This window comes from Streptomyces sp. NBC_01210 (genome assembly GCF_036010325.1).
Lineage (GTDB): Bacteria > Actinomycetota > Actinomycetes > Streptomycetales > Streptomycetaceae > Streptomyces.
In genome coordinates, this window is record NZ_CP108549.1 from 3,596,241 (window position 1) to 3,622,155 (window position 25,915).

Consider the following 25,915-nt stretch of genomic DNA (forward strand, 5'->3'; position numbering starts at 1 on the left):
GAAGACAGCTACGTCACCCTGGCTGACCAGGTCCGGGCGGACCCGGGTGCGGGTGGTTCTGGCCCGCCGGCGGCGGGCCGTAGGCCGGGTACTGCGGCTGCTGTTGATAAGCGTCGGGCGGGAAGGGCGGAGCCGACGGGACAGCCGCGTTGCGCCGACGGGAGCGAATGACGGGGATGGCGACTGCCGCGCCGATGAGGGCAGCCGCGCCGATGCCGAGTGCGATGAAGAGGCCGGTGTTGCTGTCGTCCTTGGACGCGGACGCCGGTTCACCGGGCTGGCTCTTGCCGGTCCCGGTGCCGCCCGTGGCCTTGGAGGCGTCGGGGGAAGGTGACTTGGGGGCAGCGGCCGCGAGGTCCGGGAGGGGGTACTCGTCTGCCGGGCCCGGGTCGCCGGGGGTCTTCAAGGCAACACGGGGACGGACTCCGCCGTAGCCGATGAAGTCGGTGCGCTTCGCACCGTTCGCGGCACTGCCGGCCGTGTTAAGCAGGACCCTGAGGATCTGGTTGTTCGTCCAGTCCCGGTGCTTGGACCAGACCAGCGCCGCCGAGGCAGATGCTAGGGCGGTTGCGTTGCTGGTGCCGTCACCGTCGCACAGCAGGGTGGGACTGCACGCCGCGAGAGTCTTCACAGCAGGCGCCACGAAGTCGACTTGAGTGCCGGTCTGCGACTTGTTCCACCAATTCAGCGTCTTATCCACCCCACCAATCCCGATCACACCGGGAGTCGCCGCAGGGTATTCCGGCGCGTTACCCTCATCTGCCGTGTTGCCCACAGCGGCGAAGATCAGCTTGTTCTTTTCCAGCGCGTACTTCACCGCTTGCGTGAGTTCTCCAGATCCCGATTCACGCTGACCCATCGAAATGTTGACGATCTGGGCGGGCGAGTCAGCGGCGTACCGGATCGCCTCGCTCATCTTTTGAGCGTATTCCTTGCGAGGGTCCCCGGGGCCGAACTTCTCATCCGCGTAAGGCATTCGGATAGGGAGAATCTTGACGCCGGGCGCCAAGCCGAAGGAGCCGGTAGTCGGTCCCCGACCTCCGGTTCCCGCGATCAGTGTGGCGATACCCGTCCCGTGGTCGGCGATGTCGTTGTTCTCATCGCCGGACATATGGGAGTAGTTCTTCCCCTTCAGGACCTGTCCCTTGAGGTCAGACAACGTGTCATCGACACCGGAGTCAATGACGGCGACCGTAATCCCCTTGCCGGTGCTGGTCTTCCAGATCTCATCGGCCTTCATGGCGTCGAGATGCCACTGACGCGAACGAACGGTGTCCGCATGCGCCGGAGTGGCCGCGATGCCCACCAGCAGCAGTCCCAGCACCCCCGACATGACGGTCCGGCGGTGGCTATTTCCAATACTGCTGGTAGGCATCTGCTTCCCTTGGCCTGTTTCTCTGCGGGGTCAGTCGATGACCGGGGGTACTACGCGTCGGCTTCCCTGCTGCCAGGTCTCTTCGTCCTCCGACAGGTAGTCCGGGCGCTCGCCGCTCTGTTCACCGGGGTGCGCGCCACCAATGGAGGGGTTCGGGTTCGTGCCTCGCACCAGGCCTGAACCACCAGGCGTGAAGGGCCGAGCGCTGTTCTTCCCGGGCTGGCCAGGTCGGCCTCCGACAATCCCACCCGTCTCGGATGCCAGGCGACGCCCACCAGAGATGCCACTCTGGCCCGCGCCTCCCATGGGACCGCCGCCATGCATACCCGGCATGCCGCCGCGGCCCATTGGTCCGCGGGCAGTGGCATTTTCATTGCCGATCACCGTGCCACGGTGAATCCCGCCAGTGGGACGGCCCGTGTTCGGTACGACGGGACGGCCACCGGCGATGCCATCACGCGGCATTCGCGAGTTGATTCCCGCCTGTCCAGGCGGCACGACACCCCTCGTACTGGGAAGCGCCCTGCCGGGCGAACTAGTACTGGGCAGACCTGTCTTGCTGCCCCCAAACGTGGGCGGGATCATCCCGGGCAGCACGGGGCCCGAGCCCTCGGGCCGACCAACCGGTGGCACGTTGATGGTCGTTGCCGGGGGCGGCGCCGTGTGAGTCTCAGGCAACGTCGCCACGCTGTCGATCTCCATGTCCACCGGGCGCTCCGGACGGGCGACTGACACCGATGACGTCTCGCCATCGCTCTGGGTCTTGCCCACAGCTACGGAGCGAGTTTCGGAGCTCTCTGATATGCCAGAGCGGGTGGTACCTGTCCCGGCACTACGGGACGAACCCTGGAACTCCCCATAGCCATAACCGCTCTTGGAGCTCCGCCAAGAATCACCCAGCTGCATCGCCGGGGGCGGAAAGGTCGGAGGCTGGAGCTTGTTTATCTGCTCCCCGGACTGCGTGTAGGTCTGGCTGAGCTTTGTCAGCCTCTGCACGCTGCTGATCCGAGCCGCCTGCATGGTCGAGTGTGCAAGGTCCATGTCCGATTTGGCGTCCTTCACAGCGCTCTTGCCAGCGCCCGGATCGTGAACAGCCGCGTTGTGCGTCTTCTTGGCGTCGCTGTAGTTGGACTGTGCGGTCGCTGCACTGGTCTTCAGCTCATCAAGCCCGCTGTGCGCCTCGGCAATGGCCTGGGCGACGTCGGTCATCCACTTGCCAGCCTCCTCCGCATAGTCCCCCAGGAGCAAGGTGGCCTTCGCCGTCTGACCGGCCCACTCCTTGAACGCATCGGCACCCTCGCCCTCCCACTTCACGAGCGGAACGCGGATCTTAAGGTCCTCGCCGATATCGTGGATGGCTTCCGACGCCTTGGCCAACTTCTCGGCGAGGGTCATCGCCGTTTCCTTGTTGGCAGGCGAGAGCAGCGCGAACAGCTGCTCCTGGGACATGGAGTCGAAGGGCGTCTTCCCTGGAGTCGGCTTCTTCCCGTTCGATTCACCCATTGTGCATCACCCCCGTAATAATTGGCCGGTTACTCATGAGACCTTGGCCTGCCCAGCAGCTTCGGCGTGAGTAGGCTGACTCTTCGGTACCCCGTGGGGCTTGTCACTCACGCCCGCGTTCGGGTCCCGATCCCTGTCGTAGTGCTCGGCGATCTCCGCGTTCAACCGGCGCATGCGCTCTTTGATGTCGTCGTCGATCTTGCTGTACCCCGTCTGCGAGGCACGGATAGCCAACTGCATGCTCTCGATCTGCAGACCAAGCACCTTGGAGAGGTTCTCAAGCTCGTCGTGGACGAGGTTGTACGACGCGTACAGGAACTCGGCTTCCTTGAAGCCGGCACCGCCCAAGTTGCTCTGCGTCAACCGGTCCTCGGCAACCTTGTTGTGAGCGGCCGGAGACTTGTTGAGCTCTTTCAAGAGCTCGTCGACCCGATTCTTGAAGTTGTCCATCTCGCTGAGTTCGACAAGCAGATTCTGCGCGGCCGCAGCAACCGCCCCGGCAGCCCCGAAGAACGGAACCGCTCCGAACGCCCCCGCCGCCGCTACCGCCCCTGTGCCGTTGTCCTCCGCCACGAACGCCTCCCCGTTTACACACGTCTACAGGGATCACTGTATCGAGCCTCAATGACAGTGCGCACCCTTGGATTGCACGTGCAATGAGCGTCACACGGTCACGAGTTGGGAGCAGCCACCGCCGCCTGAGGCCTTATCGGCAGCCTGTTGATCGGGCGCCCCGTTGCCGCGCGTACCGCCGACGCCACCGCCGCCGGGGAGGTCACCACCGGGGCCGCGCTTGCCGGCTTGGCTCCGAAGGGGGCCACCACGTCACGTTCCTCGACCAGTTTCACGATGCGAATGTCCGGAGCGTCAAGAGATGTCGGCAGTGCGTAGCCCGTCAGGTCCGGGTGGCGGACCAGGCCGCGGGCCGTGCGGAGGTTTTCCGTCAGGGCCGTGCCGACGCCCTGGGTGACGCCGGCTTCGATGCGGGCGTTCAGTTGGGCCGGATTCAGGACGCGGCCCACGTCCTGGGCCACCGCCATTTCGACCACGCGGACCGAGCCCAGTTCGATGTCGACGTCCACCACCGCGCGGATCGCGCAGAAGGCGAGGCCCACGAAAGCGTCTCCCTGGCCCGAGTCGTCGAGAGGTTCGGTCGGATGGGGGCGGCACTGGGCCGTTGCCCACAGCTCCTTGCCGTCCATCGCCTCCATGACGGTGGTCGAGAGGACACCGTCGTACGACGTGATCTTGCCGTCGGTGATCTGGAGCAGCTCCGTGGACATGCCGAACTTGTGGGCCAGGGGCTGCAGTAGCTGGGTGCGGACCATCTTCGCGGCCCTCTCGACCGCGCCGCCCGAGACCCACGTGTGGCGGCCGTGCGCCGCCGGGCCCGCCGGGGGCTGGTCCGTGTCGACCGAGGCCACGCGGACCTCTTCGATGCCCAGCGTCTCCTGGACGATCTGGCGGGCGAGCGTGGCGAAGCCCTGGCCCGTTTCCACTGCCGCGCAGATGACGGTCGCGATTCCGTCGTGGACCTTGACCGTGGCTGTGGAGACTTCGTCGGTGCCTTCCGCGCCGAGCATGTGGACCATGCCCAGTGCGTAGCCGACGCCGCGGCGGATCGCTCCCGGTTCGCCCGCGCCCTCCGGGCCGCCCGGCAGCAGCCAGTCGTTCTCCGGTGAGTCCTTGGGGAGGTCGGGGAGCGGGAAGTCCCGTACGGCATGAAGGAGTTCCGCGACAGGCGCGGGGCAGGTGACCGTCTGGCCGGTGGGGAGGATGTCGCCGGTGGCAAGGGCGTTGCGGAGGCGGAGTTCGGTGGGGTCGAGGCCGAGCTTCGCGGACAGTTTGTCCATCTGGGCCTCGTAGGCCGCGCACACCTGCATCGCTCCCTCGCCGCGCACATGGCCCGAGGGAGGGTTGTTCGTACGGACCGCCCAGCCCTCGATGAAGGCGTGCGGGACGACGTACGGGCCGCAGGCGAAGGCGACCGCGGCCGCGAGCGATTCGGAGGAGGCGTCGGCGTACGCGCCTGCGTCCAGCAGCAGTTGGGCCTCGACCTTGATCAGGTGGCCCTCCGCGTCCGCGTGGTGGCGGTAGCGCAGCAGTGTGGGGTGGCGGTGGGCGTGGCCGAGGAAGGACTCCTCGCGGGTCGCCGTCAGCTTGACCGGGCAGCCCGTCTTCAACGCCAGCAGGCCGAGCGGGAGTTGGAAGCCGGGGTCCTCGCGGTCGCCCGTCGCGCCCGGGACGCCCGTGACGACGACCTTCACCCGGTCCGGCTCCAGGCCGAAGCACGCCGCCGCCAGATCGCGGTCCGTGTGGGGGTCGGTCGAGGCGACGTACAGCTCCACGCCGCCGTCCGGGCGCGGGACGGCCAGGCCGGCCTCGGCGCCGATCGGGGCCGGGTCCTGACGGCCGATGCGGTAGAGGCCCTCGACGATCACCTCGCCCGCCACATCGGGGTCGCCGTAGCGGAGCGGGATGTGACGGATCAGATTGCCGTCGGGGTGCAGCGGGTCGGCGGCGAAGGCCTTCTCGGGGTCGGTGACCGGTTCGAGGAGTTCGTACTCGACCGCGATCGCCGCTGCCGCGAGGCGGGCCGTGTCGGGGTGGTCGGCCGCGACCGCCGCGATCGCCTCGCCGTGGTGGCGGACCAGCTCGGAGGCGAAGACGGGGCGGTCGGCGATACGCCTGCCGTACGACGCATCACCCGGAATGTCCTCGTGGGTGACCACTGCCCGCACTCCCGGCATGTCCAGCGCCGCCGAGGTGTCGATCGAGCCGATACGGGCGTGCGGGTGCGGGGAGCGCAGGATCGCCGCCCACAGCAGGCCCTCGGCCCACAGGTCGGCGGCGTACGGAAACGTGCCCTCGGTCTTGGCGCGGGCATCGGCCGGCGGGAGGGAAGCGCCGAGGCCGTGGGCGGGCGGCTGCGGCTGAGGGCCGTCGACCGCCTGGGGCGTCGCAGTGGTGGCCGCGTCGTTGCTCACGCCATGCCTCCGTCGTGCGGGTGGAGCTGCACACTACCTGCACCGGGGGGCGCCTGGTGCGGGATACGGGCTTCCTCACTCGCCTCCGCCGCGGCCACGGCGCTCGCTCCGCGCTCGGCGACCACTTCGCGTACGGCATCGAGGACGCCCCGGTAGCCGGAGCAGCGGCAGAGATTGCCGCACAGGGCCTGCCGCGTCTCGAGCTCGGTGGGGGCGTGGTTGCCCTCGAGGAGGTCGTGGAGGGTCATGGCCATGCCGGGGATGCAGAAACCGCACTGGACCGCGCCACAGGCCGCCAGAGCGCGCTGGACGTCGGACGGTTCGCCGTCGGTGGCGAGGCCTTCGACCGTACGCACCTCGGAGCCCGCCGCGGTCGCCGCGGGGACCAGGCAGGAGGCGACGAGACGGCCGTCGACCTGGACGTTGCACGCGCCGCACTCGCCCTGCGAGCAGCCGTCCTTGGCGCCCGCGAGACCGAGTCGTTCGCGCAGTACGTAGAGCAGGGATTCGCCGATCCAGGCGTCGGTGACGGGGCGGTCGGTGCCGTTGACCCGCAGGACGTAGGAGGTGGGCGGGTGCTCGTCGCTGCCGGTGGAGGAGGTGGGGAGGGGCTCCTCCTCAGGGCTCTCCGCAGGAGCTTCCGCAGCGACCTCCTCAGGGGCTGCGGCGGTCTCCTCGGGGGCTCCTTCGGACTCGGCCGGCCCCTCCACCGCCGAAGGCTCCTGCCCCGGCGAAGACTCCTCGACCGCCGCGGGCTCCTGTGCCGTCGCCCACGGCGCGGGCGCTCCGCCCGGAAGCGTCGCCGGGGCGTCGGGCGACGGCGCCCACGGGGCTGTCGCACCGCCCGGCAGCGTCGCCGGAGCCGTATCGGCCCACTGGGACTGCAGCGCCGTCGTGGTGAACTCGCCCGACTCCTCCGGCAGGTCGCCGCCCGCCACCGGAATCGTCCACTGGCCGGTCAGCTCCGAGGCGGCCTGGACCGGCTCGGTCTCGTTGAAGATCCACTGGCCCGTGGCGTGCGGGTCGGCGGGCCCCGTGTACCCGGACGCCGGTTCCGGCCACCGCACCGCGGCCGACTCCCCGTCCGCCTGGTGCGCGGCCCATGTGCCCGTCGCCGCCGGATCCGTCGCGTCGGCCGGCGTCAGTGGCGTGATCAGCGGCGGTACGTAGCCATGGCCCGGCGCCTCGAGCGGCGCAGCGTCCAGCGCGCCCTCGGGCGGCAGCTGCAGGAAGGCCGTGGCCTCGGCGTCGTACTCGCCGCCGTGCGGAATCGGCTGCCAGCCGCCCTGCTCCGTCGGGAGCTCGTGCGGCATTTCGTGCGGATTGTCCTTATTGCTCACGACAGCGCCCTCCCCAGTGCACGTCGGGCCAGCGCGGCGACCGTGCGCCGCAGATGCAGTACGGCGGGTGGCAGCGCGGGCGGTTCCTCGCCCTGCGCGGCCGGGGCCGGATCCGGGATGCACGCCGCCGCGACGTACTCGCCGAAGGCCGCCAGCGCCTCGGTCGCCAGGCCCCGCTCGCCGTCCCAGTCGATCAGCGACGCGATCCAGCGCTCCGCCTCCAGCGGCCGCAGCGGCATCGGCGCGATCGCACCCACCGCGCAGCGCACCCCGCGCCGCGCCGGGTCGAGGACGACGGCGACGGATGCGGTGGCGCGGCCGGGTCCGGTCCGGCCGGTCGCCTTCAGGAAGACCTGCGGGGCGTGCAGCAGGGGTACGCGGACGAATCCGATGAGTTCCGCGGGGGCGAGCATCTCGCGGCCGGCCAGCAGATGGGAGACGGGGATCTCGCGGCGTGCGCCGCCGGGTCCCGCGATCACCAGGTCCGCCTCGAGGGCGGCCAGTACGGGCAGGGTGTCGCCGGTGGGGGCGGCAGTGGCGATATTGCCGCCGAGCGTGCCCGCGTTACGGATCTGGGGCGGGCCCGCGGCGCGCGCGGACGCTGCCAGCGCGGGGATGAGGGCCGCGAAGTCGGGCCGTCCCATCCGGGCGTGGGTGAGTCCGGCGCCGAGCAGCGCATGCCCGTCCATGTAGCGCCAGCCGCGGATCTCGCTGATACGGCCGAGGCCGACGAGGCCCGCCGGGCGGAGTTGGCCCTTGTTGACGGCGGCCATGAGGTCCGTACCGCCGGCGACGGGCACGGCGGCGGGCATGGCGTCGAGCGCCGCCACGGCCTCGTCGAGCGAGGCCGGCAGCGTCACCGACTGCGCCGCCTGCGGTGCGTGCGTGGTCACCCAGCTGCCCCTTCCCGGTGTCCCGGCTGTCCCGCCTGTGTTGCCGTACCGTACGTGCTCACAGCCCGGACGTGGCAACTCTGGCACATCTTCCGAGCCGACCGACGAGAGGGTCCGCGAAGGGCACATCCGTACCGGATGCACCCACTCGTGACGATAGTCCGATTTGCAACACCATCGCCACCACGTGCGGATTGCCACTCTTCGGAGAGCCTTGTACGACTTATTCCTTACGGGCTTCCACGGTCCCAGGCTCTGCGGCGCAGGACACACAGCTTTACACCGGGCTCACACGTTTGGGGGCGCACCCTCGATCGGGCGTCCGATCACGCCGGGTCGCTTCTGCCACGGCAACGGGCCGCCGGGCGGGCGGTAATCGACACCGAGCGCGTCAAGGCGCGCGTAGTGGGCGGTCATTCGTCGCTCGAAGTCCGCGAAGTCGCGCTCGGCGGGCGCAGGGAGTGCGGACCAGGCGACCTCGGCGAAGGCGGCGAGCCGGGGGAAGACCTGGTAGTCGACGCGGGAACGGTCCTGCATCACCTCGGTCCAGACGTTGGCCTGGGTGCCGAGGATGTGCGCGGCGGCCTCCGGCGACAGGGACGGGGGCACGGGCTCGAAGCGGTAGACGTCCTCGAGGGTGCGTACATAGCCGATGGGCATCGGCTCGTCGGGGCCGCCGTGCTGGCGGTGGTCCAAGTACACCTGCTGCTCGGGGCACATGACGACGTCGTGTCCTGCTTCCGCCGCGGCGATCCCGCCGGCGTATCCACGCCATGAGGAGACGGCGGCGCCCGGGGCGAGGCCGCCCTCGAGGATCTCGTCCCAGCCGATGAGACGGCGGCCGCGGTCGGCGAGCCAGCTGTCGAAGTGCCTGATGAACCAGGACTGGAGCTCGTCCTCGTCGGCCAGGCCGAGTTCCTTGATACGGGCCTGGGCGGCCGGAGAGGCCTTCCACTGGTCCTTCAGGCACTCGTCGCCGCCGATGTGGATGAAGGTGGCGGGGAAGAGGCCGAGGACCTCCTCGAAGACGCCCTCGTAGAAGCGGAGGGTGTTGTCAGTGGGGGCGAGTACGTTCGGGTTGATACCCCAGTTGTCCCAGACGGAGAGGGTGGTTGTGTCGATGACGTCGGTGTTGCCCAGTTCCGGATACGCGGCGATGGCGGCCTGCGAGTGGCCGGGGATGTCGATCTCGGGGACGACGGTGATATGCCGCTCGGCGGCGTACGCGACGATTTCGCGGATGTCGTCCTGGGTGTAGTAACCGCCGTGCGGCCTCTCGTCCCAGAGCGCGGAGGCGCGGTGGCCGTATTTGGTGCGTTCCCGCCAGGCACCGACTTCCGTCAGCCTCGGATGGCGCTTGATCTCGATGCGCCAGCCCTGGTCGTCGGTGAGGTGGAAGTGGAAGACGTTGAGCTTGTGGGCGGCGAGGAGGTCGAGGTGGCGCAGGACGTCGTCCTTGGGCAGGAAGTGCCGTGAAACGTCGAGCATGAGGCCGCGCCAGGGGAAGCGGGGGCTGTCCTCGATGACCTGGTGCGGGACACCTCGCCGGGCTTCCGGGTCCGGGCACGCCCGTCGGTGCGCATCAGGACCGAGGAGTTGACGCAACGTCTGGGCTCCCCAGAACACCCCGGCGGAGCTGCCGCCCACGATCTCGACGGCCGACGAGACCGTGAGGCGGTAGGCCTCGGGCGCCAGGGACGGATCGATCAGCAGCGTGATGGTGTGGTCGGCTCCGGCCGCGCCGGGGGGCAGATCGCGGCCGAGGGCGGTGCCCACGACCGTACGGAGCCAGCGGGCGACGCCCTCCGTGCCGGGAGCCGCGGCGAGTGCGGTACCGGTAGCGAAAACGAAGGGGGTGCGGTACGGACCGTCGACAGTCCGCGGCGCCGGAATCAGATCCGTGGAAGTCGGCGTAGAGGTCTCTGTGAAGGTCGATGTGGAGGTCGATGTGGAGCTCTCTGCGGAGGTCATCGCGTCAGTCCTTCACCGCGCCGCCGAGTCCGGAGACCAGACGTCGCTGTACGAGTACGAAGAAGACGAGCACCGGCACGGTCATCACCGTAGACGCTGCCATGATCCCGCCCCAGTCGTTCTCGTCCGGCTTGAAGAAGACCAGCAGCGCCATCGGCAGCGTCGACTGCGAGGTGTCGCTGATGATGAAGGACTTGGCGAACAGGAAGTCGTTCCAGGTCGAGATGAACGAGAACACGCTCGTCGCCACCAGCCCCGGGAAAACCAGCGGGAAGAGGATCTGCCACAGGAAGCGCGTCCGGCTCGCGCCGTCGATGTACGCCGCCTCCTCCAGCGCGTCGGGGACCGCCTTCACAAAGCCGCGCAGCATCCAGATCGCGAACGGCAACGAGAAGGCGATATGCGGCAGGATCAGCGAGCCGAGGGTGTTCAGCTGACCGAAGTCCCGCATGAGGAAGAACAGCGGGATCGTCAGCGCCTCGATCGGCACCATCTGCGCGACCAGGAACATGATCAGCAGGGTGGTGCGGTACGTGAAGCGGAACCGGGTGACCGCCGTCGCCGCCAGGAAGGCGATCAGTGCGGAGACAACGACGACCACCCCCGCGACGAGCAGGCTGTTGAGGAAATAACGGCCGAATTCATGCTGTTCGAAGACGCGGCGGAAAGAGTCGAGCGAAGGGGAAAGCGTCCAGGGCCGTGCCCCGGTCGACTGGATCTCGCCTGCCGGCTTGAGGGCGGAGAGCACCATCCAGTACAGCGGGAAGGCCACGACGACCGCGATGACGAGCGTGGATGCCTCGGCGGCGAGGCGCCAGGGGCGGTGGATGCGGGGCAGGCTCACAGCTCTTCTCCCTGGCGTCGCAGCAGTCGCAGATATACGAGGGTGACCGCGAGCAGAATCAGCAGCATCACGACGCCGATCGCCGAGCCCAGGCTGTACTGCGAGGACGCGAAGGCTTTCTGATAGGCGTACACATTGAGCACGAGATTCTGTCCGGCGATGCCTCCGCCGTTCGTCATCACATAAATCTGGGTGAAGACCTTGAAGTCCCAGATGATCGACTGGATGGTGACGACGACGAGAATGGGGCGGAGCATCGGGGCGGTGACGGAGCGCCAGATCCGCCATTGCGAGGCGCCGTCGAGCGAGGCCGCCTCCAGCACCTCGCCGGGGATCGCCTTGATGCCCGCGTACACCGTCACCATCACGAACGGGAATGAGCACCACACCACTTCGAGGAGCACGAGCGCGAAGGCGCTGTAGCGCCCGTACGTCCACGAGAAGTCGCCGAGGCCGAGGAGCCGGTTGACGGGTCCGTAATCCGGGTCGAAGAGGAAGACCCAGACCGTGGACCCGGTGATGGCCGGGGTGGCCCATGCGCCGAGCGCGGCCAGCATCAGCGCGAGGCGGGGCAGGGCCCGTACGCGCGTCAGCAGGACGGCGAGGCCGCAGCCCACGGCGAGCGTGGTGACGACGCAGGAGGCGGCGAAGACCAGGGTCGCGAGCAGGACCTGCCAGAACTGGCTGTCGGCGAAGAGGGTGCGGTAGTTGCCGAGCCCCTGGAAGGTGGTCGGTTCGCCGCCGCTGACCTGGGCCTGGGTGTACTCCAGGAAGGAGATCAGGCCGAGCTGGTAGATGGGGTAGACGAGCAGCCCGCCGAGGACGACGAGCGCGGGCGCGAGGTAGAGCCACGGCGTCCAGCCCCCACGCCCCTGTCCGCGGACGGGCCCACGGTATGCGCGCGCCTTCCCGGCACCCTGGGCACCCTGCGGGCCGTCCGGGCCGCCCTTGCGCCCCGAGCCCGTGGGCACCGCGGCTGCGCCGGACCGGCCGGCCGTGGAGGTCCCGACGCGCGGGCCGGGGACGTCTCGGACGCCCGCGCTGTCGGTGGCGACCGAGGCGTCGGTCGACGCGCCGGCCCCGACTGCGGACGCCGCCGTGCCGGCCGACGCAGCCGACTTGGCGGCAGACGCGGCCGCCCCCGTTGCCGCGCCCGCCCCGTCGGCAGGCGCAGCGGCCTCGGTCGAAGCGCCCGCAGAGCCGCCGGCCTCGTCGACCACCGCAGGACCACCGCCCGGCCCGCCGGACTCGGCGCGCGGGCCGGGGACGTCTCGGACGCCCGCACTGCCGACAGCGAGCAAAGCGTCGTCAACACCCGCCCCACCGGCCGACGCAGCGGCCTCGGTCGAAGCGCCCATAGAGCCGCCGGCCTCGTCGACCACCGCAGGACCACCGCCCGGCCCGCCGGACTCCGCGCGCGGGCCCGGGATGTCTCGGACGCCCGCACTGCCGACAGCGAGCAAAGCGTCGTCAACACCCGCCCCACCGGCCGACGCAGCGGCCTCGGTCGAAGCGCCCGCAGAGCCGTCGGCCTCGTCGACCGCCGCAGGAGCACCGCCCGGCTCGTCGGACTCGGCGCGCGGGCCCGAGCCATCCGGGACGCCCGCCTCGGCAACAGGCACCGCTGCCCCCTCGCGTGTCCCCGCGCGGTCCGGGGCGTCCGGGCCGTCCGGGCCGTCCGGACCCGGGTTCGTACCGTTCGTCATCGCGTTCAGCCCGCGGCAGCGAACGCCGCGTCCATCTTCTTCGCCGCGTCACCCGACGCCGCCGCCACGTCCTTCTTGCCGCTCACGATCTCCTGGAACATCGTCGGCAGCACCAGCGACGCATCGATCTGACCCCAGCCCGGTGAGGCCGGGACGAACTTGGCTCCCGCGCCCAGGGTCTTGACGAAGGGGTCGACGAACGGCTCCTTCTTCGCCACCTCCGACCGGACATCCGTGTACGTCGGCAGGAAGCCCATCGCGTCGAACAGCTTGCGCTGCGTCTCCTTGCCCGCGAACTGCTTCATCAGGTCCACCGCCGTCGTGCGGTGCGAACTGCTCTTCAGTACGCCGATGTTGTTGCCGCCAGCGAAGGCCGGCGCCGTCTCGCCCGCCTTCAGGCCCGGCAGCGGCACCACCGCGTACTTGCCCTTCACCGAGCCCGCCTCCACCGCCTGGTGGCTGAAGTCGCCGCCGATGGCCATCGCCGCCTTGCCGGAGGCAAAGGCCGTCACAGTCGCGTTGCCACCCATCGAGGCGCACTTCGCGGCCGGACAGTTGTCGTCGCCGAAGAGCGAGGTGTACGCCGTGATGCCCTTCTGTGCGGCCGGGCTGTTGATGGCCGCCTTGTACGAACCGCCGCTCTCCTCGGCGAGCTCGCCACCCTGCGCCCAGATGAACGGCATCGCGCCATAGGTGTACGCGCCGCCGACCGCGAGCCCGTACAGCTCCGGCTTCACCTTGTGGATCTTCTTGGCGGTGGCGATCAGCTCGTCCTGGGTCTTGGGAGCCGCGATACCCAGCTCCTTGAAGACATCGGTGCGGTAGTACAGCGCGCGTACGCCGACGAAGAGCGGCGCGCCGTAGATCTTGCCGCCGACCGTGACCGACTGCCTGGCGGTCGGGTCGGTGTCCTTGGCCTCGTCCCAGGCGGTGAACTCCGCGCTGACGTCCGCGAGTCCGCCGTCCTTGACGTATCCGGCCGTGTCGGTGTTGCCGTACTCGATCAGATCCGGCGCGCTCTTCGGGTCGTTGAAGGCGGCCTTGATCTTCTGGGCGCGGGTCTCGACCGGTATGTACTCGATCTCGACCTTCGTGTCCTTGTGCTCCTTGCCGAACGCGGCGACGGCGGCCTCGACGACCTGCTCCTTCGGCTTGTTGTTGACCTCCTGGAAGAGCCAGACGCGCAGGGTGCCGGTCTTCTCGTCCTTCTTGGCGCTGTTGTCGGAGGTCTGGGGGGCGCAGGCGGTGGCGGTGAGGCCCGCCAGCACAAGTGCCGCGGCGGGGGCGGCAATTCGGGCAGACAGCTTCATGCGTTGTCCCCTACGAGTAGGCGTTGCAACATGTGCAACGTACGTTTCGTTCTGCACAACACGCAGGAGGCTAGAGCCGGGCAAACAACCGGACAAGAGGTCTCAACCACTCTGTGACCGGCAGCTGCACCCCGTGCAACGGGAGCACGCACACAAACGGCCCCGGGGTGCGCACGCATGCGCACCCCGGGGGCCGTTCACGACGGCAGGACCCGAGGAGTTACTTCTTGTCCTTGCCGCCCTTGTCCTTGTCGCCGCCAGGGCCCATGGACTCGTAGATCTCCTTGCACATCGGGCAGACGGGGTACTTCTTGGGGTCGCGCCCCGGCACCCAGACCTTCCCGCACAGTGCCACCACGGGAGTGCCGTCGAGGGCACTCGCCATGATCTTGTCCTTCTGGACGTAATGGGCGAAGCGCTCGTGGTCGCCGTCGCCGTTCGACACCTGCGGCGTCGGCTCCACGAGGGTTCCCGTGCCTGTCCCGCGCTCGGGCTCAAGAGTGCTCATGAGCTCCAAGGGTACTCACGTCGAAGCCCCACCGGCCGCCACGGGGCCCCACCCGCGCCCGGGCGCCGTCCACGCGGGAGGTCCCGGGAGGCCGCGACACGTCGCGGGAGGTCAGTTGAGCGACGGGTCGTCCGGATACGTCGCGAACATCGCCAGTTCGCTGCGCTGCCGCCGCAGCACCGCCCGCCACAGGCTCTCCGGCCGCGGCGACGACACATCACCCGGCTCCGACTCGACGACGTACCAGGCGCCGCCGTTCAGCTCGTCCTCCAACTGGCCCGGCCCCCACCCTGCGTACCCCGCGAAGATCCGCAGTGAGCCCAGCGCCGCACCGAGCAGCTCCGGCGGCGTCTCCAGGTCGACCAGACCGATCGCGCCGTACACCCGCCGCCAGCCCAGCGGCCCCTCGTCGCCCGGGATCACGGCGACACCGAGCGCGGCGTCGAGCGAGACCGGGCCGCCCTGGAAGACCACGCCGGGCTCACCCGCCAGTGCGGCCCAGGACTCCAGGATGTCGCCGACGACCACCGGTGTCGGCCGGTTGAGGACGACGCCGAGCGAGCCCTCGTCGTCGTGGTCGAGCAGCAGAATCACCGCCCGGTCGAAATTCGGGTCCGCGAGGGCGGGTGTGGCGACAAGTAGCCGCCCTGTGAGCGAGGACACCTCGGTCATGCGAGACATGATCCCGCATCTTCGCCCTCCGCGGGGAGCGCGGGGCACAGTGTGAGCCGACGCAGCTCAGGGCACGGCGGACGCCACCGACTCCGGAACGCCCAGTGGTGACGCTCCGCACACCCGCGCGGACTGAACGTGTTGTGCCCAATTCATTACGTCCCAGGACCGTCCTTGGCCTTACGGGACAGGGGTGTACGCCCCTTACCCTTTTCACTGGCCCCCCGTCCGACCACTCCGGAACGCGAGATTCATGACCGGCACAGACGATGTACTGCTTGTCCACGGCGGAACCCCGCTGGAGGGCGAGATCCGCGTTCGCGGCGCGAAGAACCTCGTGCCCAAGGCGATGGTCGCCGCCCTGCTCGGCAGTGAGCCGAGCCGGCTGCGCAATGTGCCCGACATCCGTGATGTGCGCGTCGTACGCGGACTGCTGCAGTTGCACGGAGTGACGGTCCGGCCCGGCGACGAGCCTGGTGAGCTGGTGCTCGACCCGTCGCACGTCGAGAGCGCGAACGTCGCTGACATCGATGCGCATGCGGGCTCCTCACGCATCCCGATCCTGTTCTGCGGCCCGCTGCTGCACCGGCTCGGCCATGCCTTCATCCCGGGCCTGGGCGGCTGCGACATCGGCGGCCGGCCGATCGACTTCCACTTCGAGGTGCTGCGCCAGTTCGGCGCGACGATCGAGAAGCGTGCGGACGGCCAGTACCTGGAGGCCCCGCAGCGGCTGCGTGGCTGCAAGATCCGCCTTCCGTACCCGTCGGTCGGCTCGACGGAGCAGGTGCTGCTGACGGCGGTACTGGCGGAGGGCGTCACCGAGCTCTCCAACGCGGCGGTGGAGCCGGAGATCGAGGACCTCATCTGCGTACTGCAGAAGATGGGCGCGATCATCTCCATGGACACCGACCGGACCATCCGGATCACCGGTGTCGACAAGCTCGGCGGCTACACCCACCGGGCCATCCCGGACCGCCTGGAGGCGGCTTCCTGGGCGTCGGCGGCGCTGGCGACCGAGGGCAACATCTATGTGCGCGGCGCGCAGCAGCGCTCGATGATGACGTTCCTGAACACGTACCGGAGGGTCGGCGGCGCCTTCGAGATCGACGACGAAGGCATCCGCTTCTGGCACCCGGGCGGCTCGCTCAACGCGATCGCCCTGGAGACGGACGTACACCCCGGTTTCCAGACCGACTGGCAGCAGCCGCTGGTGGTGGCGCTGACCCAGGCGGCGGGTCTGTCCATCGTCCACGAGACGGTGTACGAGTCGCGGCTGGGATTCACCTCCGCGCTCAACCAGATGGGTGCGCACATCCAGCTCTACCGCGAGTGCCTGGGCGGCTCGGACTGCCGCTTCGGTCAGCGCAACTTCCTGCACTCGGCGGTCGTGTCGGGCCCGACGAAGCTCCAGGGCGCGGACCTGGTCATCCCTGACCTGCGCGGTGGCTTCTCGTACCTGATCGCGGCGCTGGCGGCACAGGGTACGTCGCGGGTGCACGGTATCGACCTGATCAACCGCGGCTACGAGAACTTCATGGAGAAGCTCGAGAAGCTGGGCGCGAAGGTCGAACTCCCCGGCGGCGCGCTCATCTGACACCGAGAGACCGAGACGCCGACGACGGCCCCCTGACCGGGGGCCGTCCTCGTCTCCGGACGCGCACCCGTACTGGGGGTCCGGGGGTTATCCCCCGGGACAGCACAGCATGGAGAAGCTCGAGAAGCCGGGCGCGAAGGTCGAACTCCCCGGCGGCGCGCTCATCTGACCCCCGGGGGCTTCGCCCCCAGGCCCCCGCGCCTCAAACGCCGACGAGCTGAATTGCGACCCCGGATCCTCCAGCCCGCCCGAAGGGCGTACGGGGGGTCTGGGGGCGCAGCCCCGGTAACGGGGCTCCACGGAACCCCGGAAGGGCCCGTACGCACGCAAAGGGGCCCCGGGCCTCCGCGCCTCAAACGCCGGCGGGGCTGGATTTCCGACGCCAGGCCCCGCGCCTCAAACGCCGGCGAGCTGAATTGCGACCCCGGATCCTTCAGCCCGTCCGGCGATTGAGGACACGCCCGAAGGGCGTACGGGGGGTCTGGGGGCGCAGCCCCGGTAACGGGGCTCCACGGGCCCTGGAAGGCCCGTACGCACGCAAAGGGCGGCCACCCGACATACAGGGTGGCCGCCCTTCGTGCTGTGCCTCGGGGCTTACTTGCCCTTGGCGGCTTCCTTGAGCTTGGAGCCCGCGGAGACCTTCACGCTGTAGCCGGCCGGGATCTGGATCGGGTCGCCGGTCTGCGGGTTACGAGCGGTGCGAGCGGCACGGTGGGTGCGCTCGAAGGTCAGGAAGCCGGGAATGGTGACCTTCTCGTCGCCCTTGGAGACGACCTCGCCGACCACCTCGGCGAGAGCGGCCAGTACAGCGTCGGCGTCCTTCCGGGTCACCTCGGCACGGTCGGCCAGCGCGGCCACCAGCTCACTGCGGTTCATGTTGTTACTCCCGTGTTCTTCTTGCCTGTGAGGCGTGAGATCGAAGCCGATGCTGCCAGGGCCCTCGGACAGTCCCCGGACCCGGGTCTGCTGTCAGACCCTCGCGCCCGAATACGCATCCTGCCCCCACCAGCGGCGGGAAAGCCAATCCGGCACCCTCCGGAGTCACACGAAAAGCGCCACTGCCTCGTCGTGGTGACGTTCCGTCTACTCTTCGGAGACTCCGCGGAGCCGCAGAGCCTCGAGCGCGGGGCTCATGGTCCGTCACCCTAGAGCCGCATTCCCGGCCCCGCGACCCGCGACGCGCCGTACGTCAGGACGACGTGGGGCCCGTCACAGCCGCGCCGGCCGTCTTCGCGGCGTTGCGTACCGCTCCGGCGACCGCTCCCGCGACCTTGTCGTTGAAGACGGACGGGATGATGTAGTTCGGGTTGAGTTCGTCCTCGGTGACGACATCCGCCAGCGCCGCGGCCGCGGCGAGCATCATCTCCGTGTTGACGGTACGGGACTGGGCGTCCAGCAGACCGCGGAAGACGCCCGGGAAGACCAGCACGTTGTTGATCTGGTTGGGGAAGTCGGAGCGGCCGGTGGCGACAACTGCCGCCGTCTGGCGGGCGATTGCCGGGTCGACCTCCGGGTCGGGGTTCGCGAGCGCGAAGACGATCGCGCCGTCGGCCATCGCCGCGACATCCTCCGCGCCCAGCACGTTCGGGGCGGACACGCCGATGAAGACGTCCGCGCCGACGACCGCTTCCTTGAGCGTTCCGGTGACACCCTCGGGGTTGGTGTTGTCGGCGATCCAGCGCAGCGGCGAGTCGGGAGCGGCGGCCACCAGGTCCGCGCGGCCCGCGTGCACCACACCGTGGATGTCGGCGACGACGGCGTGCTTGACGCCTGCCGCGATCAAGAGCTTCAGGATGGCCGTACCGGCCGCGCCGGCGCCGGACATGACGACCCGTACGTCCCCGATGGCCTTGCCCACCACGCGCAGCGCGTTGGTCAGCGAGGCGAGGACGACGATCGCGGTGCCGTGCTGGTCGTCGTGGAAGACCGGGATGTCCAGGGCCTCGCGCAGCCGCGCCTCGATCTCGAAGCAGCGGGGCGCGGAGATGTCCTCGAGGTTGATGCCCGCGAAGCCGGGGGCGATCGCCTTGACGATTTCGACGATGGCGTCGGTGTCCTGGGTGTCGAGACAGATCGGCCAGGCGTCGATGCCGGCGAAGCGCTTGAAGAGGGCCGCCTTGCCCTCCATCACCGGGAGCGCGGCCATGGGGCCGATGTTGCCGAGGCCCAGGACGGCGGAGCCGTCGGTCACCACTGCAACGGAGTTGCGCTTGATGGTGAGGCGTCGGGCGTCCTCGGGGTTCTCGGCGATCGCCATGCAGACCCGCGCCACGCCCGGCGTGTAGATCATCGAGAGATCGTCACGGTTGCGGATGGGGTGCTTGGACTGCATCTCGATCTTGCCGCCGAGGTGCATCAGGAACGTACGGTCGGAGACCCTGCCGAGGACGACGCCCACGATCTTGCGCAGCTCCTCGACGATCTCGTCGGCGTGCGCGGTCGAGCTCGCTGCGATCGTGACGTCGATCCGCAGCTTCTCGTGGCCGGAAGCGGTCACATCCAGGCCGATCACAGAGCCGCCGGAGGACTCCACGGCCGTGGTGAGCTGGGAGACCGCGGTACCGCTCACGGGGACCTCCAGCCGGACCGTCATCGAGTACGAGACGCTGGGCGCCGTTGCCATGACCGGGTTCCTCTGCTTTCGCTAGCTTCATTGCCATGCGGCCGCGGCTCATGCCCGGCGACGCTTTCCGATGGTCGCACCTACCTGCGAGTAGCAGGTAATAGTGGTCATTTAGTTTTCGGAAACAGCTTTCCACCATACGAGATGGGGCTGTCCCGGCGGAAGCCCCCAATGAAACAGGTCCGCGCCACCTTCCGGTGACGCGGACCTGTCTCTCGTACGAAAAGGTGGCACCGACCCGCCATGCTCGCCTCGCGGCAAGTGGTCGCTCGCAGCGACGAAGGTTGGGCCCGGGGGCTTGGATCGAGCCGGTGCCACACTCAGGCTAACACTGTGTTTTTCCCGGGGGACGCCCCCGGGACCAACAATCCCGGTAGGCGATTCCCGCATCGCGGGTTGCTCGGAATCAGAACGGATCAGCGTCCGTTCAGTACCGGGCCGGCGTCGGACCGGCCCCCCATCAGTCCCGGACCGGCCCCCCATCAGTCCCGGATCAGACCCGGATCAGTCCCGCAGGAGGTCAGGCACGCCGTTCGCGTCCGGCTCGTCGCGCCGGTCCGAGACCACCGTCAGCTGCTGGGTCGCCCGCGTCAGCGCCACGTACAACACCCGCAGCCCGGCCGGGGACTCGTCCGCGATCTCCGCGGGCGAGACAACGACGGTCGCGTCGTACTCCAGTCCCTTCGCCTCCAGCGAGCCGAGCGCCACCACGCGCTCGCCGAGCCCGGCCAGCCACCGTGCCACCTGCTCGCGCCGGTTCATCGCGACGACGACACCGACCGTGCCGTCCACCTGGTCCAGCAGGCGCTTCGCCTCCGCCCGTACGGCCGAGGCCCGGTCACCGTCCCGCACCACCGCGAAGCGCGGCCGTACGCCCGTGGAGCGGACCGCGGACGGCGACTCCATGCCCGGCATCGCCAGCGCCAGCACCTTGGCCGCCAGCTCGGCGATCTCGGCCGGATTGCGATAGTTGACGGTCAGCTCGAAGCGGCGGCGCGGACGGCTGCCGAGCGCCTCGTCGCGTGCTTCGGCCGCCTCGTCCGGGGACGACCAGGACGACTGCGCCGGATCGCCGACAACCGTCCAGGTGGCGTGCCGGCCGCGGCGGCCGACCATCCGCCACTGCATCGGAGTCAGGTCCTGCGCCTCGTCGACGATGACATGCGCGTACTCGGTACGTTCCTGCGCCAGCCGCTCGGCACGCTCGCGCTGCGACTCCTGGCGCTGCGGCATCAGCTCCTCCAGTCCGGTGAGCTGGTCCAGCGGGTCGAGTTCACGCTTCCTGCGCGGACGGGCCGGGGTGCCCAGCAGTGTCCCCAGCTCGTCCAGGAGGGCCACGTCGTGTACGGAGAGAGGGCCCCGGCCGTCGTCGCCGAGCCGCCGCAGGGAGCGGGCCAGACGGCGCACCTCGCCCGGGTTGAGCACCCGCCGCGCCCACCGGCCCAGCCGCCGCTCGTCGGCCATCGCGACGAGCACGCCGCGCGGCGTCAGCTCCGGCCACCACGCGTCCAGGAACTCGATGAAGCTGTCCTCGCCGCTGATGTCCTCGTCGAAGGAGGACCGCAGCTCGGCCGCGAGCTCGGGGTCGCCGAGCGAAGAAGACGCACCGCGCCCCGCGGATCCGGACTTCGACCAGAGGGCGTCCAGCAGCAGCCTGCGGGCGCGCGGGCGCAGCAGATTGACCGGGGTGGTGCCGCCGAGGACGTTGTGGCGGATGCGATGGAGCTCGTCGGCCTCGATCTCGAGGCGGCGGCCGAAGGCCACGACGCGCAGCCGGTCGGGCGCTCCGGACGGGGTCTGGGGCTCCTCGCCGAAGGCAAGCTGCCCCGCCGGCTCCACCGCGGGTCCCGACAGCTCCAGCGCGCCCCGCGCGGCATGGCGCAGCACTTTCAGCATCCGCGAGGAGCCCTTGATCCGGGCCACGGCCGGCTCGTCGTACGCCGTGGCCTCCGCGCCGTCGACCAGATTGCCGACCGCGCGGATCGCGACCTGCCCCTCCTCACCCAGCGAAGGCAGCACGCCCTCGGTGTACGCGACGAGCAGCGGGGTCGGCGAGACGATGAGGATGCCGCCCGCGTATCTCCTGCGGTCCTGGTAGAGCAGATACGCCGCCCGGTGCAGGGCCACCGCTGTCTTGCCGGTCCCCGGGCCACCCTCGACATACGTCACGGAAGCGGCCGGGGCGCGGATCACCAGATCCTGCTCCGCCTGGATGGAGGCGACGATGTCCCGCATCGAGTGGCTGCGGGCCTGTCCGAGCGCCGCCATCAGCGCGCCGTCCCCGATGACCGGGAGCGCGGCGCCGTCCAGCGTGGCGGTCAGCTCCGGGCGCATCAGGTCGTCCTCGACGCCGAGGACCTTGCGGCCCTTGGAGCGGATGACCCGGCGGCGTACCACCCGGCCGGGATCGACCGGCGTCGAGCGGTAGAAGGGCGCGGCGGCCGGGGCCCGCCAGTCGATGACCAGCGGCGCGTAGTCGGAGTCGAGAACGCCGATACGGCCGATGTGCAGGGTCTCGCCGATCTCGGCGGTGTTGTCGGCGCGTACGGCGTCGTCGGCGGGCTCGACCGAGGTGTATGCCCCGTCCGGGCCCTTCTCGCCGTCCTTGCCGTACAGCAGGTCGATCCGGCCGAAGAGGAAGTCCTCGAACTCGTTGTTCAGGCGGTTGAGGTGCACACCCGCCCTGAAGACCTGGGCGTCCCGCTCGGCGAGCGCGCCCGGCGTGCCGACCTGGCCGCGTTTGGCGGCGTCGTTCATCAAGAACTCCGCCTCGTGGATCTTCTCCTCGAGGCGGCGGTACACCTGGTCGAGATGTTCCTGCTCAACACCGATTTCACGGTCCCTGACCGTGTCAACGGCGGATTCGACCATGGAATCTACAGCGGCATCCTGCGCGGCCACCGAGGCCCCCTTCTGACGTGCACTGGGCAGCCGTCAACCGTACGCGAAGGGGGCGAATCTGTCAGGCTTCGACCTCCACCAGTCGCTTGCCGTCAAACGTACGGACCTCGAAGTGGTCGATGTCGTTGCGGTCCATCGCCGCGCCGCCGTGGACGTAGAGCGGGTTCTTGCCCAGGGCGTTCGGGCTGTTCGCGATCCCGTACCCCCACTTCGGCACCGCCCAGGAGGTCACGACCTCCTGCTCGCCTGTCTTGGAGACGGCGACCAGGTTGCACTTCAGCGGACCCTTGACGTTCTTCAGTTCGAGAACGGTGTGGGTGCCCCAGGCCTTCTTCTCCATACCGACGGTCGCGCTGACCTTGGTCGTCGCGTCCGTCGCCCGGATCTTCTCGTCCATGTGGTTGAAGAAGGCGTCCTCGGCGGGACTGGTCGGGTGCGGGTCGGTGCCCGCGCCCGCCTCGTTCTTGGTGCCGGTGTCGTTCGCCGTGACGACGACCGCAACGGCGGGACCACCGATGATCAGCGCCGCGGCGGCCGCGACCAGATACATCCCGCGCCTGCGCTTCTGCGCCCGCTTGGCCGCGACCTCGTCGAGCAGTCCGCCGAGCAGCTTCGGGCTGGGCGCCTTCGGCACCACGGGAACGGGCCTCGGTGGCGGGAATTCCGCCCCCGGCATGGCGTGCAGACCGGGCATGCTCAGCACATTCGACTGCTGGACCGGTGCCGGCGCCTCCGCCAGCATGGCCAGCATCGGCTCCATCCCGGAGAACTCCTCGAGGTGGGCGGCGCAAATGTCGCAGCCCGCCAGATGCGCCTCGAAGGCGGAGGCGTCCGCGTCGTCGAGAACGCCGAGCACGTATGCGCCGACCGCATCGTGTACGGATTCCTGCTCATACATGGTCATGCCGTGACCCCCCTCTCCTCCAGAGCGAGCTTCATGGAACGGAGTGCGTAGAACACACGGGACCGCACCGTCCCGCTGGGTATGCCGAGCGTTTCGGCCGCCTCATTGACCGTACGGCCCTTGAAATACGTCTCGACCAACACTTCCCTGTGGGCGGGCGTCAAATCATCGAGCGCATCAGAGAGCGTCATCAGCCACAACGCCTTGTCGATCTCGTCCTCCGCGGGCATGACCTCCAGCGGCGACGGATCGACCTCCTGCGGCCGGGCCTGCCGGCTGCGGTGACCGTCGATAACGATGCGGCGTGCCACCGTCACCAGCCAGGGTCGGACAGAGCCGGTCGCTCGGTTGAGCTGACCGGCGTTCTTCCAGGCACGGATGAGCGTCTCCTGCACCACGTCCTCGGCGCGCTGGCGATCGCCGGCGACGAGGCGCAGTACATAAGCAAGCAAAGGTCCCGCATGTTCGCGATACAGCGCGCGCATGAGTTCCTCGTCAGGTGCTGAGGAGTCGATGCGTGGCTTCTCGCTGCGATGGCGGGCCCTTTGCGGACGGTCATCGGCCACGGCCGCATCCTTGCGCACCTGAACCTCCCGGTCGAGACCCTGATTTCGGCTGACTGCTTCTCCCCCATCACTACGGGGACCACAGACGCATCACTCAACGCACAGCCAAAAAACTTTCAAGATCTTTTACGGCGGCTCCGGGAGGGGTCTCAGGCCCTCGCCACGGCGGCCCTGCGGCGGTGCCTGGCAACCCGCTCGCGGTTCCCGCACACCTCGCTGGAGCACCAGCGGCGCCGCCGTCCCCGCGAGGTGTCGAGGTAGACGCGGCGGCAGTTGTCGCCCTCGCACCGCCGCAGCCGGGCCCGGGAAACCGGGTCGGTCAGCAGCTCCACGGCGTCGCGGGCGACGGCGGCGAGCAGCGCCTCGCAGTCGGGCGCGGCGCTCAGCGTCCGTACCAGCGAGCCGTCCGGGGCGCGTACGGCTCGGACCCCGGGCGGCGGCCCCGCGGCAAAGACATTGACGCGCTCGAGAGCGAACTCGGCGCAGCGGCCGTCGATCTGGCCCCGCACCAGCTGCCCGACACAGTCCCGCAGTTCGACGAACCTGGCCGCCCAGTGGCCGTCGACGGCAGCAAGCGGTGTCCCCGCGGGCACCAGCCCCGCCCCCACCAGCCACTGCCCGAGCCGTCCGGCCTCCGCCAGCGGCTCCTCGGCGCCGGAGGCCATGCCGGAGGCCGTCTCCGAGGTCGCCACCAGGTCCAGGCAGATGCGCCCTGAGTCGAACCGCCAGTCGTACGAGCCCATGCCCGCCGTCATGCGCCTGTCACCGCCTCGGGGTCTCGGAGCTTGTCTCGGAGGTTGCCGGTGGGAGCCGTTCCCTTTCAGAGTGCCCGTCCAAAGGCGCGGCCGGAACCCCTCCTCCTGCCCGGTCCGGCCGCGTTTTCCGGCGTCAGTGGCGTGCGATGCCCGGAGCGATGTCCTCGTACCGGTCGACGTGGTGCTCGGCATACGGCCCGCGCGGCGTCGTGGCGCGTGCGGTGGGCCCTGTCGGCGCGGCCGCCGGCTTGCCGCAGAATGCCGCCTCGAGCGTGCGGGCCATGACGCCGAGGACGTTGCTGTTGTTCGAGGTGTTGGCCACCGCGGTGATACTGCGCTGCCCGTCCTTCGAGGTGAAGGAGTACGTGTAATAGCCCTGGACGGTGCCCGTGTGCCCGTACACGGAGATGCCGCAGGACAGATCACGGCGGCGCAGGCCGAGTCCGTAGCCCTGCGTGCTGTTGACCGGCACCCACTGCTGCATCTGCGTCAGCAGGCCGGCCGGGAGGAGCCGCCCGCGGAGCAGCGCGGAGAAGAACGTGTCCAGGTCCCGTGTGCTGGAGATCATCGCGCCGGCGCTCTGCGCCCAGGAGACGGTCTGCCGGGTCGAGTCGACCAGCGGCGCACCGGTCTCGTCGGGCCTGAGGTAGCCCTTGGTGTGCCGGCCGGGGATAGCCGTGTTCGGGTGTACATAGGAGGTGTCGCGCAGCTTCAGGGGCGCGATGATCCGGTCGCGGTACTCGGTGCCCAGGGAGTGGCCGGTGAGCTTCTCGATGAGCTGACCGACGACGACGAAGTTGGTGTTGGAGTAGCGGAAGGTGGTGCCCGGCTTGTCCGTGAGCGGCTTCCGCAGCGACAGATCCAGCAGTTCCTGGAGGGTGAACACCTTGTTCCGTACGGACTCGAAGCCCGGGACCGTCTGCTCGAACATGTCGTTCGTGTAGTCGTAGAGGCCGCTGCGGTGGCTGAGCAGATGGCGCACCGTGATCTGGTCGTCGGGGAGCAGGCCGGGCAGATAGGTGTTGACCGAGGTGTCCAGATCGAGCCTGCCCTCGTCGACGAGTTGCAGCAGCACGACGGTGGAGAAGCTCTTGGTGACGCTGCCGGCCCGGAAGCGGTCGTCGGTACTGATGGCCCGTCCGGTCGCGCGGTCCGCGACGCCCTCGGCCGCCCGGTGGACGGTGCCGTTGTCGTCGATCCTCGCCATCGCGCCCGGTGCGCCTTCCGCCAGCGCCGAGCGCAGCACCTGCTGAAGGCCCGCCAGATCGGGCGCGGGCATCCCCTCGGCGGCCGAAGTGGCGCTCCTCGCAGTCGAAGTGGCGCTCTTCGCGGCCGAACTGGCGCTCTCGGCAGCCGTCGTGGCTGATGCGGCCTGCGCGGGGACTGCCAGCAGAGACAGCAGAACCATGCCCAACGCCGTACCTCTGCCGACCATGCCTGTGCTCACCATGCCTGAGACCATC

The 25,915-nt window shown here is 69.5% G+C and carries 20 protein-coding genes; 1 reads left to right on the forward strand and 19 read right to left on the reverse strand.

Going from position 1 to position 25,915, the window contains the following annotated elements; genetic code table 11:
• Window positions 1-13: 13 nt before the first annotated feature.
• The 12 genes from mycP to OG735_RS16310 all read right to left on the reverse strand — a co-directional run bounded on the left by mycP (window position 14) and on the right by OG735_RS16310 (window position 15,109).
• A complete protein-coding gene (gene mycP, locus OG735_RS16255) occupies window positions 14-1,375 on the reverse strand; it encodes a type VII secretion-associated serine protease mycosin (protein WP_327323892.1) in 1,362 nt (453 codons plus the stop codon).
• Window positions 1,376-1,405: 30 nt separating this feature from the next.
• Window positions 1,406-2,878, reverse strand: a complete 1,473-nt coding sequence (locus OG735_RS16260) for a WXG100 family type VII secretion target (RefSeq protein WP_327323893.1) — start codon at window positions 2,876-2,878, stop codon at window positions 1,406-1,408.
• A 33-nt stretch (window positions 2,879-2,911) separates the two neighbouring features.
• Window positions 2,912-3,451: a hypothetical protein gene (locus tag OG735_RS16265; protein WP_327323894.1), complete on the reverse strand. Its 540-nt coding sequence runs from the start codon at window positions 3,449-3,451 to the stop codon at window positions 2,912-2,914.
• Between the two features lie 98 nt (window positions 3,452-3,549).
• Window positions 3,550-5,865: a xanthine dehydrogenase family protein molybdopterin-binding subunit gene (locus OG735_RS16270; RefSeq protein ID WP_327323895.1), complete on the reverse strand. Its 2,316-nt coding sequence runs from the start codon at window positions 5,863-5,865 to the stop codon at window positions 3,550-3,552.
• On the reverse strand, window positions 5,862-7,205 hold the full coding sequence (locus tag OG735_RS16275; protein WP_442812439.1) for a 2Fe-2S iron-sulfur cluster-binding protein: 1,344 nt from the start codon (window positions 7,203-7,205) through the stop codon (window positions 5,862-5,864). The genes OG735_RS16270 and OG735_RS16275 overlap by 4 nt, the downstream gene beginning before the upstream one ends.
• The gene (locus OG735_RS16280) at window positions 7,202-8,098 is read right to left on the reverse strand and encodes an FAD binding domain-containing protein (protein ID WP_327323897.1); all 897 of its coding nucleotides are present in this window, start codon (window positions 8,096-8,098) and stop codon (window positions 7,202-7,204) included. The genes OG735_RS16275 and OG735_RS16280 overlap by 4 nt, the downstream gene beginning before the upstream one ends.
• 288 nt (window positions 8,099-8,386) lie before the next feature.
• Window positions 8,387-10,069 (reverse strand): beta-N-acetylhexosaminidase, encoded by a 1,683-nt coding sequence (locus OG735_RS16285; protein WP_327323898.1) that lies wholly within the window; start codon window positions 10,067-10,069, stop codon window positions 8,387-8,389.
• 4 nt (window positions 10,070-10,073) lie between these two features.
• Window positions 10,074-10,949: a carbohydrate ABC transporter permease gene (locus tag OG735_RS16290; protein WP_327328340.1), complete on the reverse strand. Its 876-nt coding sequence runs from the start codon at window positions 10,947-10,949 to the stop codon at window positions 10,074-10,076.
• Window positions 10,910-11,884, reverse strand: coding sequence for a carbohydrate ABC transporter permease (locus OG735_RS16295; RefSeq protein ID WP_327328341.1), 975 nt, complete (start codon window positions 11,882-11,884; stop codon window positions 10,910-10,912). The genes OG735_RS16290 and OG735_RS16295 overlap by 40 nt, the downstream gene beginning before the upstream one ends.
• A 740-nt stretch (window positions 11,885-12,624) precedes the next feature.
• Window positions 12,625-13,929 carry an extracellular solute-binding protein gene (locus OG735_RS16300; RefSeq protein ID WP_327323899.1) on the reverse strand — a complete coding sequence of 435 codons (1,305 nt, stop codon included), beginning with the start codon at window positions 13,927-13,929 and terminating at the stop codon, window positions 12,625-12,627.
• Window positions 13,930-14,149: 220 nt separating this feature from the next.
• A complete protein-coding gene (locus OG735_RS16305; RefSeq protein WP_327323900.1) occupies window positions 14,150-14,437 on the reverse strand; it encodes a DUF3039 domain-containing protein in 288 nt (95 codons plus the stop codon).
• Between the two features lie 111 nt (window positions 14,438-14,548).
• Window positions 14,549-15,109 (reverse strand): YqgE/AlgH family protein, encoded by a 561-nt coding sequence (locus OG735_RS16310; RefSeq protein WP_327323901.1) that lies wholly within the window; start codon window positions 15,107-15,109, stop codon window positions 14,549-14,551.
• Between the two features lie 253 nt (window positions 15,110-15,362).
• Between OG735_RS16310 and murA the strand changes: the two genes are divergently transcribed.
• Window positions 15,363-16,703, forward strand: a complete 1,341-nt coding sequence (murA, locus tag OG735_RS16315; protein ID WP_327323902.1) for a UDP-N-acetylglucosamine 1-carboxyvinyltransferase — start codon at window positions 15,363-15,365, stop codon at window positions 16,701-16,703.
• 594 nt (window positions 16,704-17,297) lie between these two features.
• Here the strand turns inward: murA and OG735_RS16320 are convergent.
• The 7 genes from OG735_RS16320 to OG735_RS16350 all read right to left on the reverse strand — a co-directional run bounded on the left by OG735_RS16320 (window position 17,298) and on the right by OG735_RS16350 (window position 25,902).
• Window positions 17,298-17,579, reverse strand: coding sequence for an HU family DNA-binding protein (locus tag OG735_RS16320; protein WP_326650212.1), 282 nt, complete (start codon window positions 17,577-17,579; stop codon window positions 17,298-17,300).
• 313 nt (window positions 17,580-17,892) lie between these two features.
• Entirely contained in the window at window positions 17,893-19,326 is a 1,434-nt protein-coding gene (locus OG735_RS16325) for an NAD-dependent malic enzyme (RefSeq protein ID WP_327323903.1), read from the reverse strand.
• A 504-nt stretch (window positions 19,327-19,830) separates the two neighbouring features.
• On the reverse strand, window positions 19,831-22,197 hold the full coding sequence (locus tag OG735_RS16330; protein ID WP_327328342.1) for a HelD family protein: 2,367 nt from the start codon (window positions 22,195-22,197) through the stop codon (window positions 19,831-19,833).
• A 91-nt stretch (window positions 22,198-22,288) separates the two neighbouring features.
• The gene (locus OG735_RS16335) at window positions 22,289-23,131 is read right to left on the reverse strand and encodes an anti-sigma factor family protein (protein ID WP_327323904.1); all 843 of its coding nucleotides are present in this window, start codon (window positions 23,129-23,131) and stop codon (window positions 22,289-22,291) included.
• Entirely contained in the window at window positions 23,128-23,715 is a 588-nt protein-coding gene (locus OG735_RS16340; RefSeq protein WP_108148995.1) for a sigma-70 family RNA polymerase sigma factor, read from the reverse strand. The genes OG735_RS16335 and OG735_RS16340 overlap by 4 nt, the downstream gene beginning before the upstream one ends.
• 131 nt (window positions 23,716-23,846) lie before the next feature.
• The gene (locus OG735_RS16345) at window positions 23,847-24,452 is read right to left on the reverse strand and encodes a CGNR zinc finger domain-containing protein (RefSeq protein WP_327323905.1); all 606 of its coding nucleotides are present in this window, start codon (window positions 24,450-24,452) and stop codon (window positions 23,847-23,849) included.
• Between the two features lie 133 nt (window positions 24,453-24,585).
• Window positions 24,586-25,902, reverse strand: a complete 1,317-nt coding sequence (locus OG735_RS16350) for a serine hydrolase domain-containing protein (protein ID WP_327328343.1) — start codon at window positions 25,900-25,902, stop codon at window positions 24,586-24,588.
• Between the last annotated feature and the right edge of the window lie 13 nt (window positions 25,903-25,915).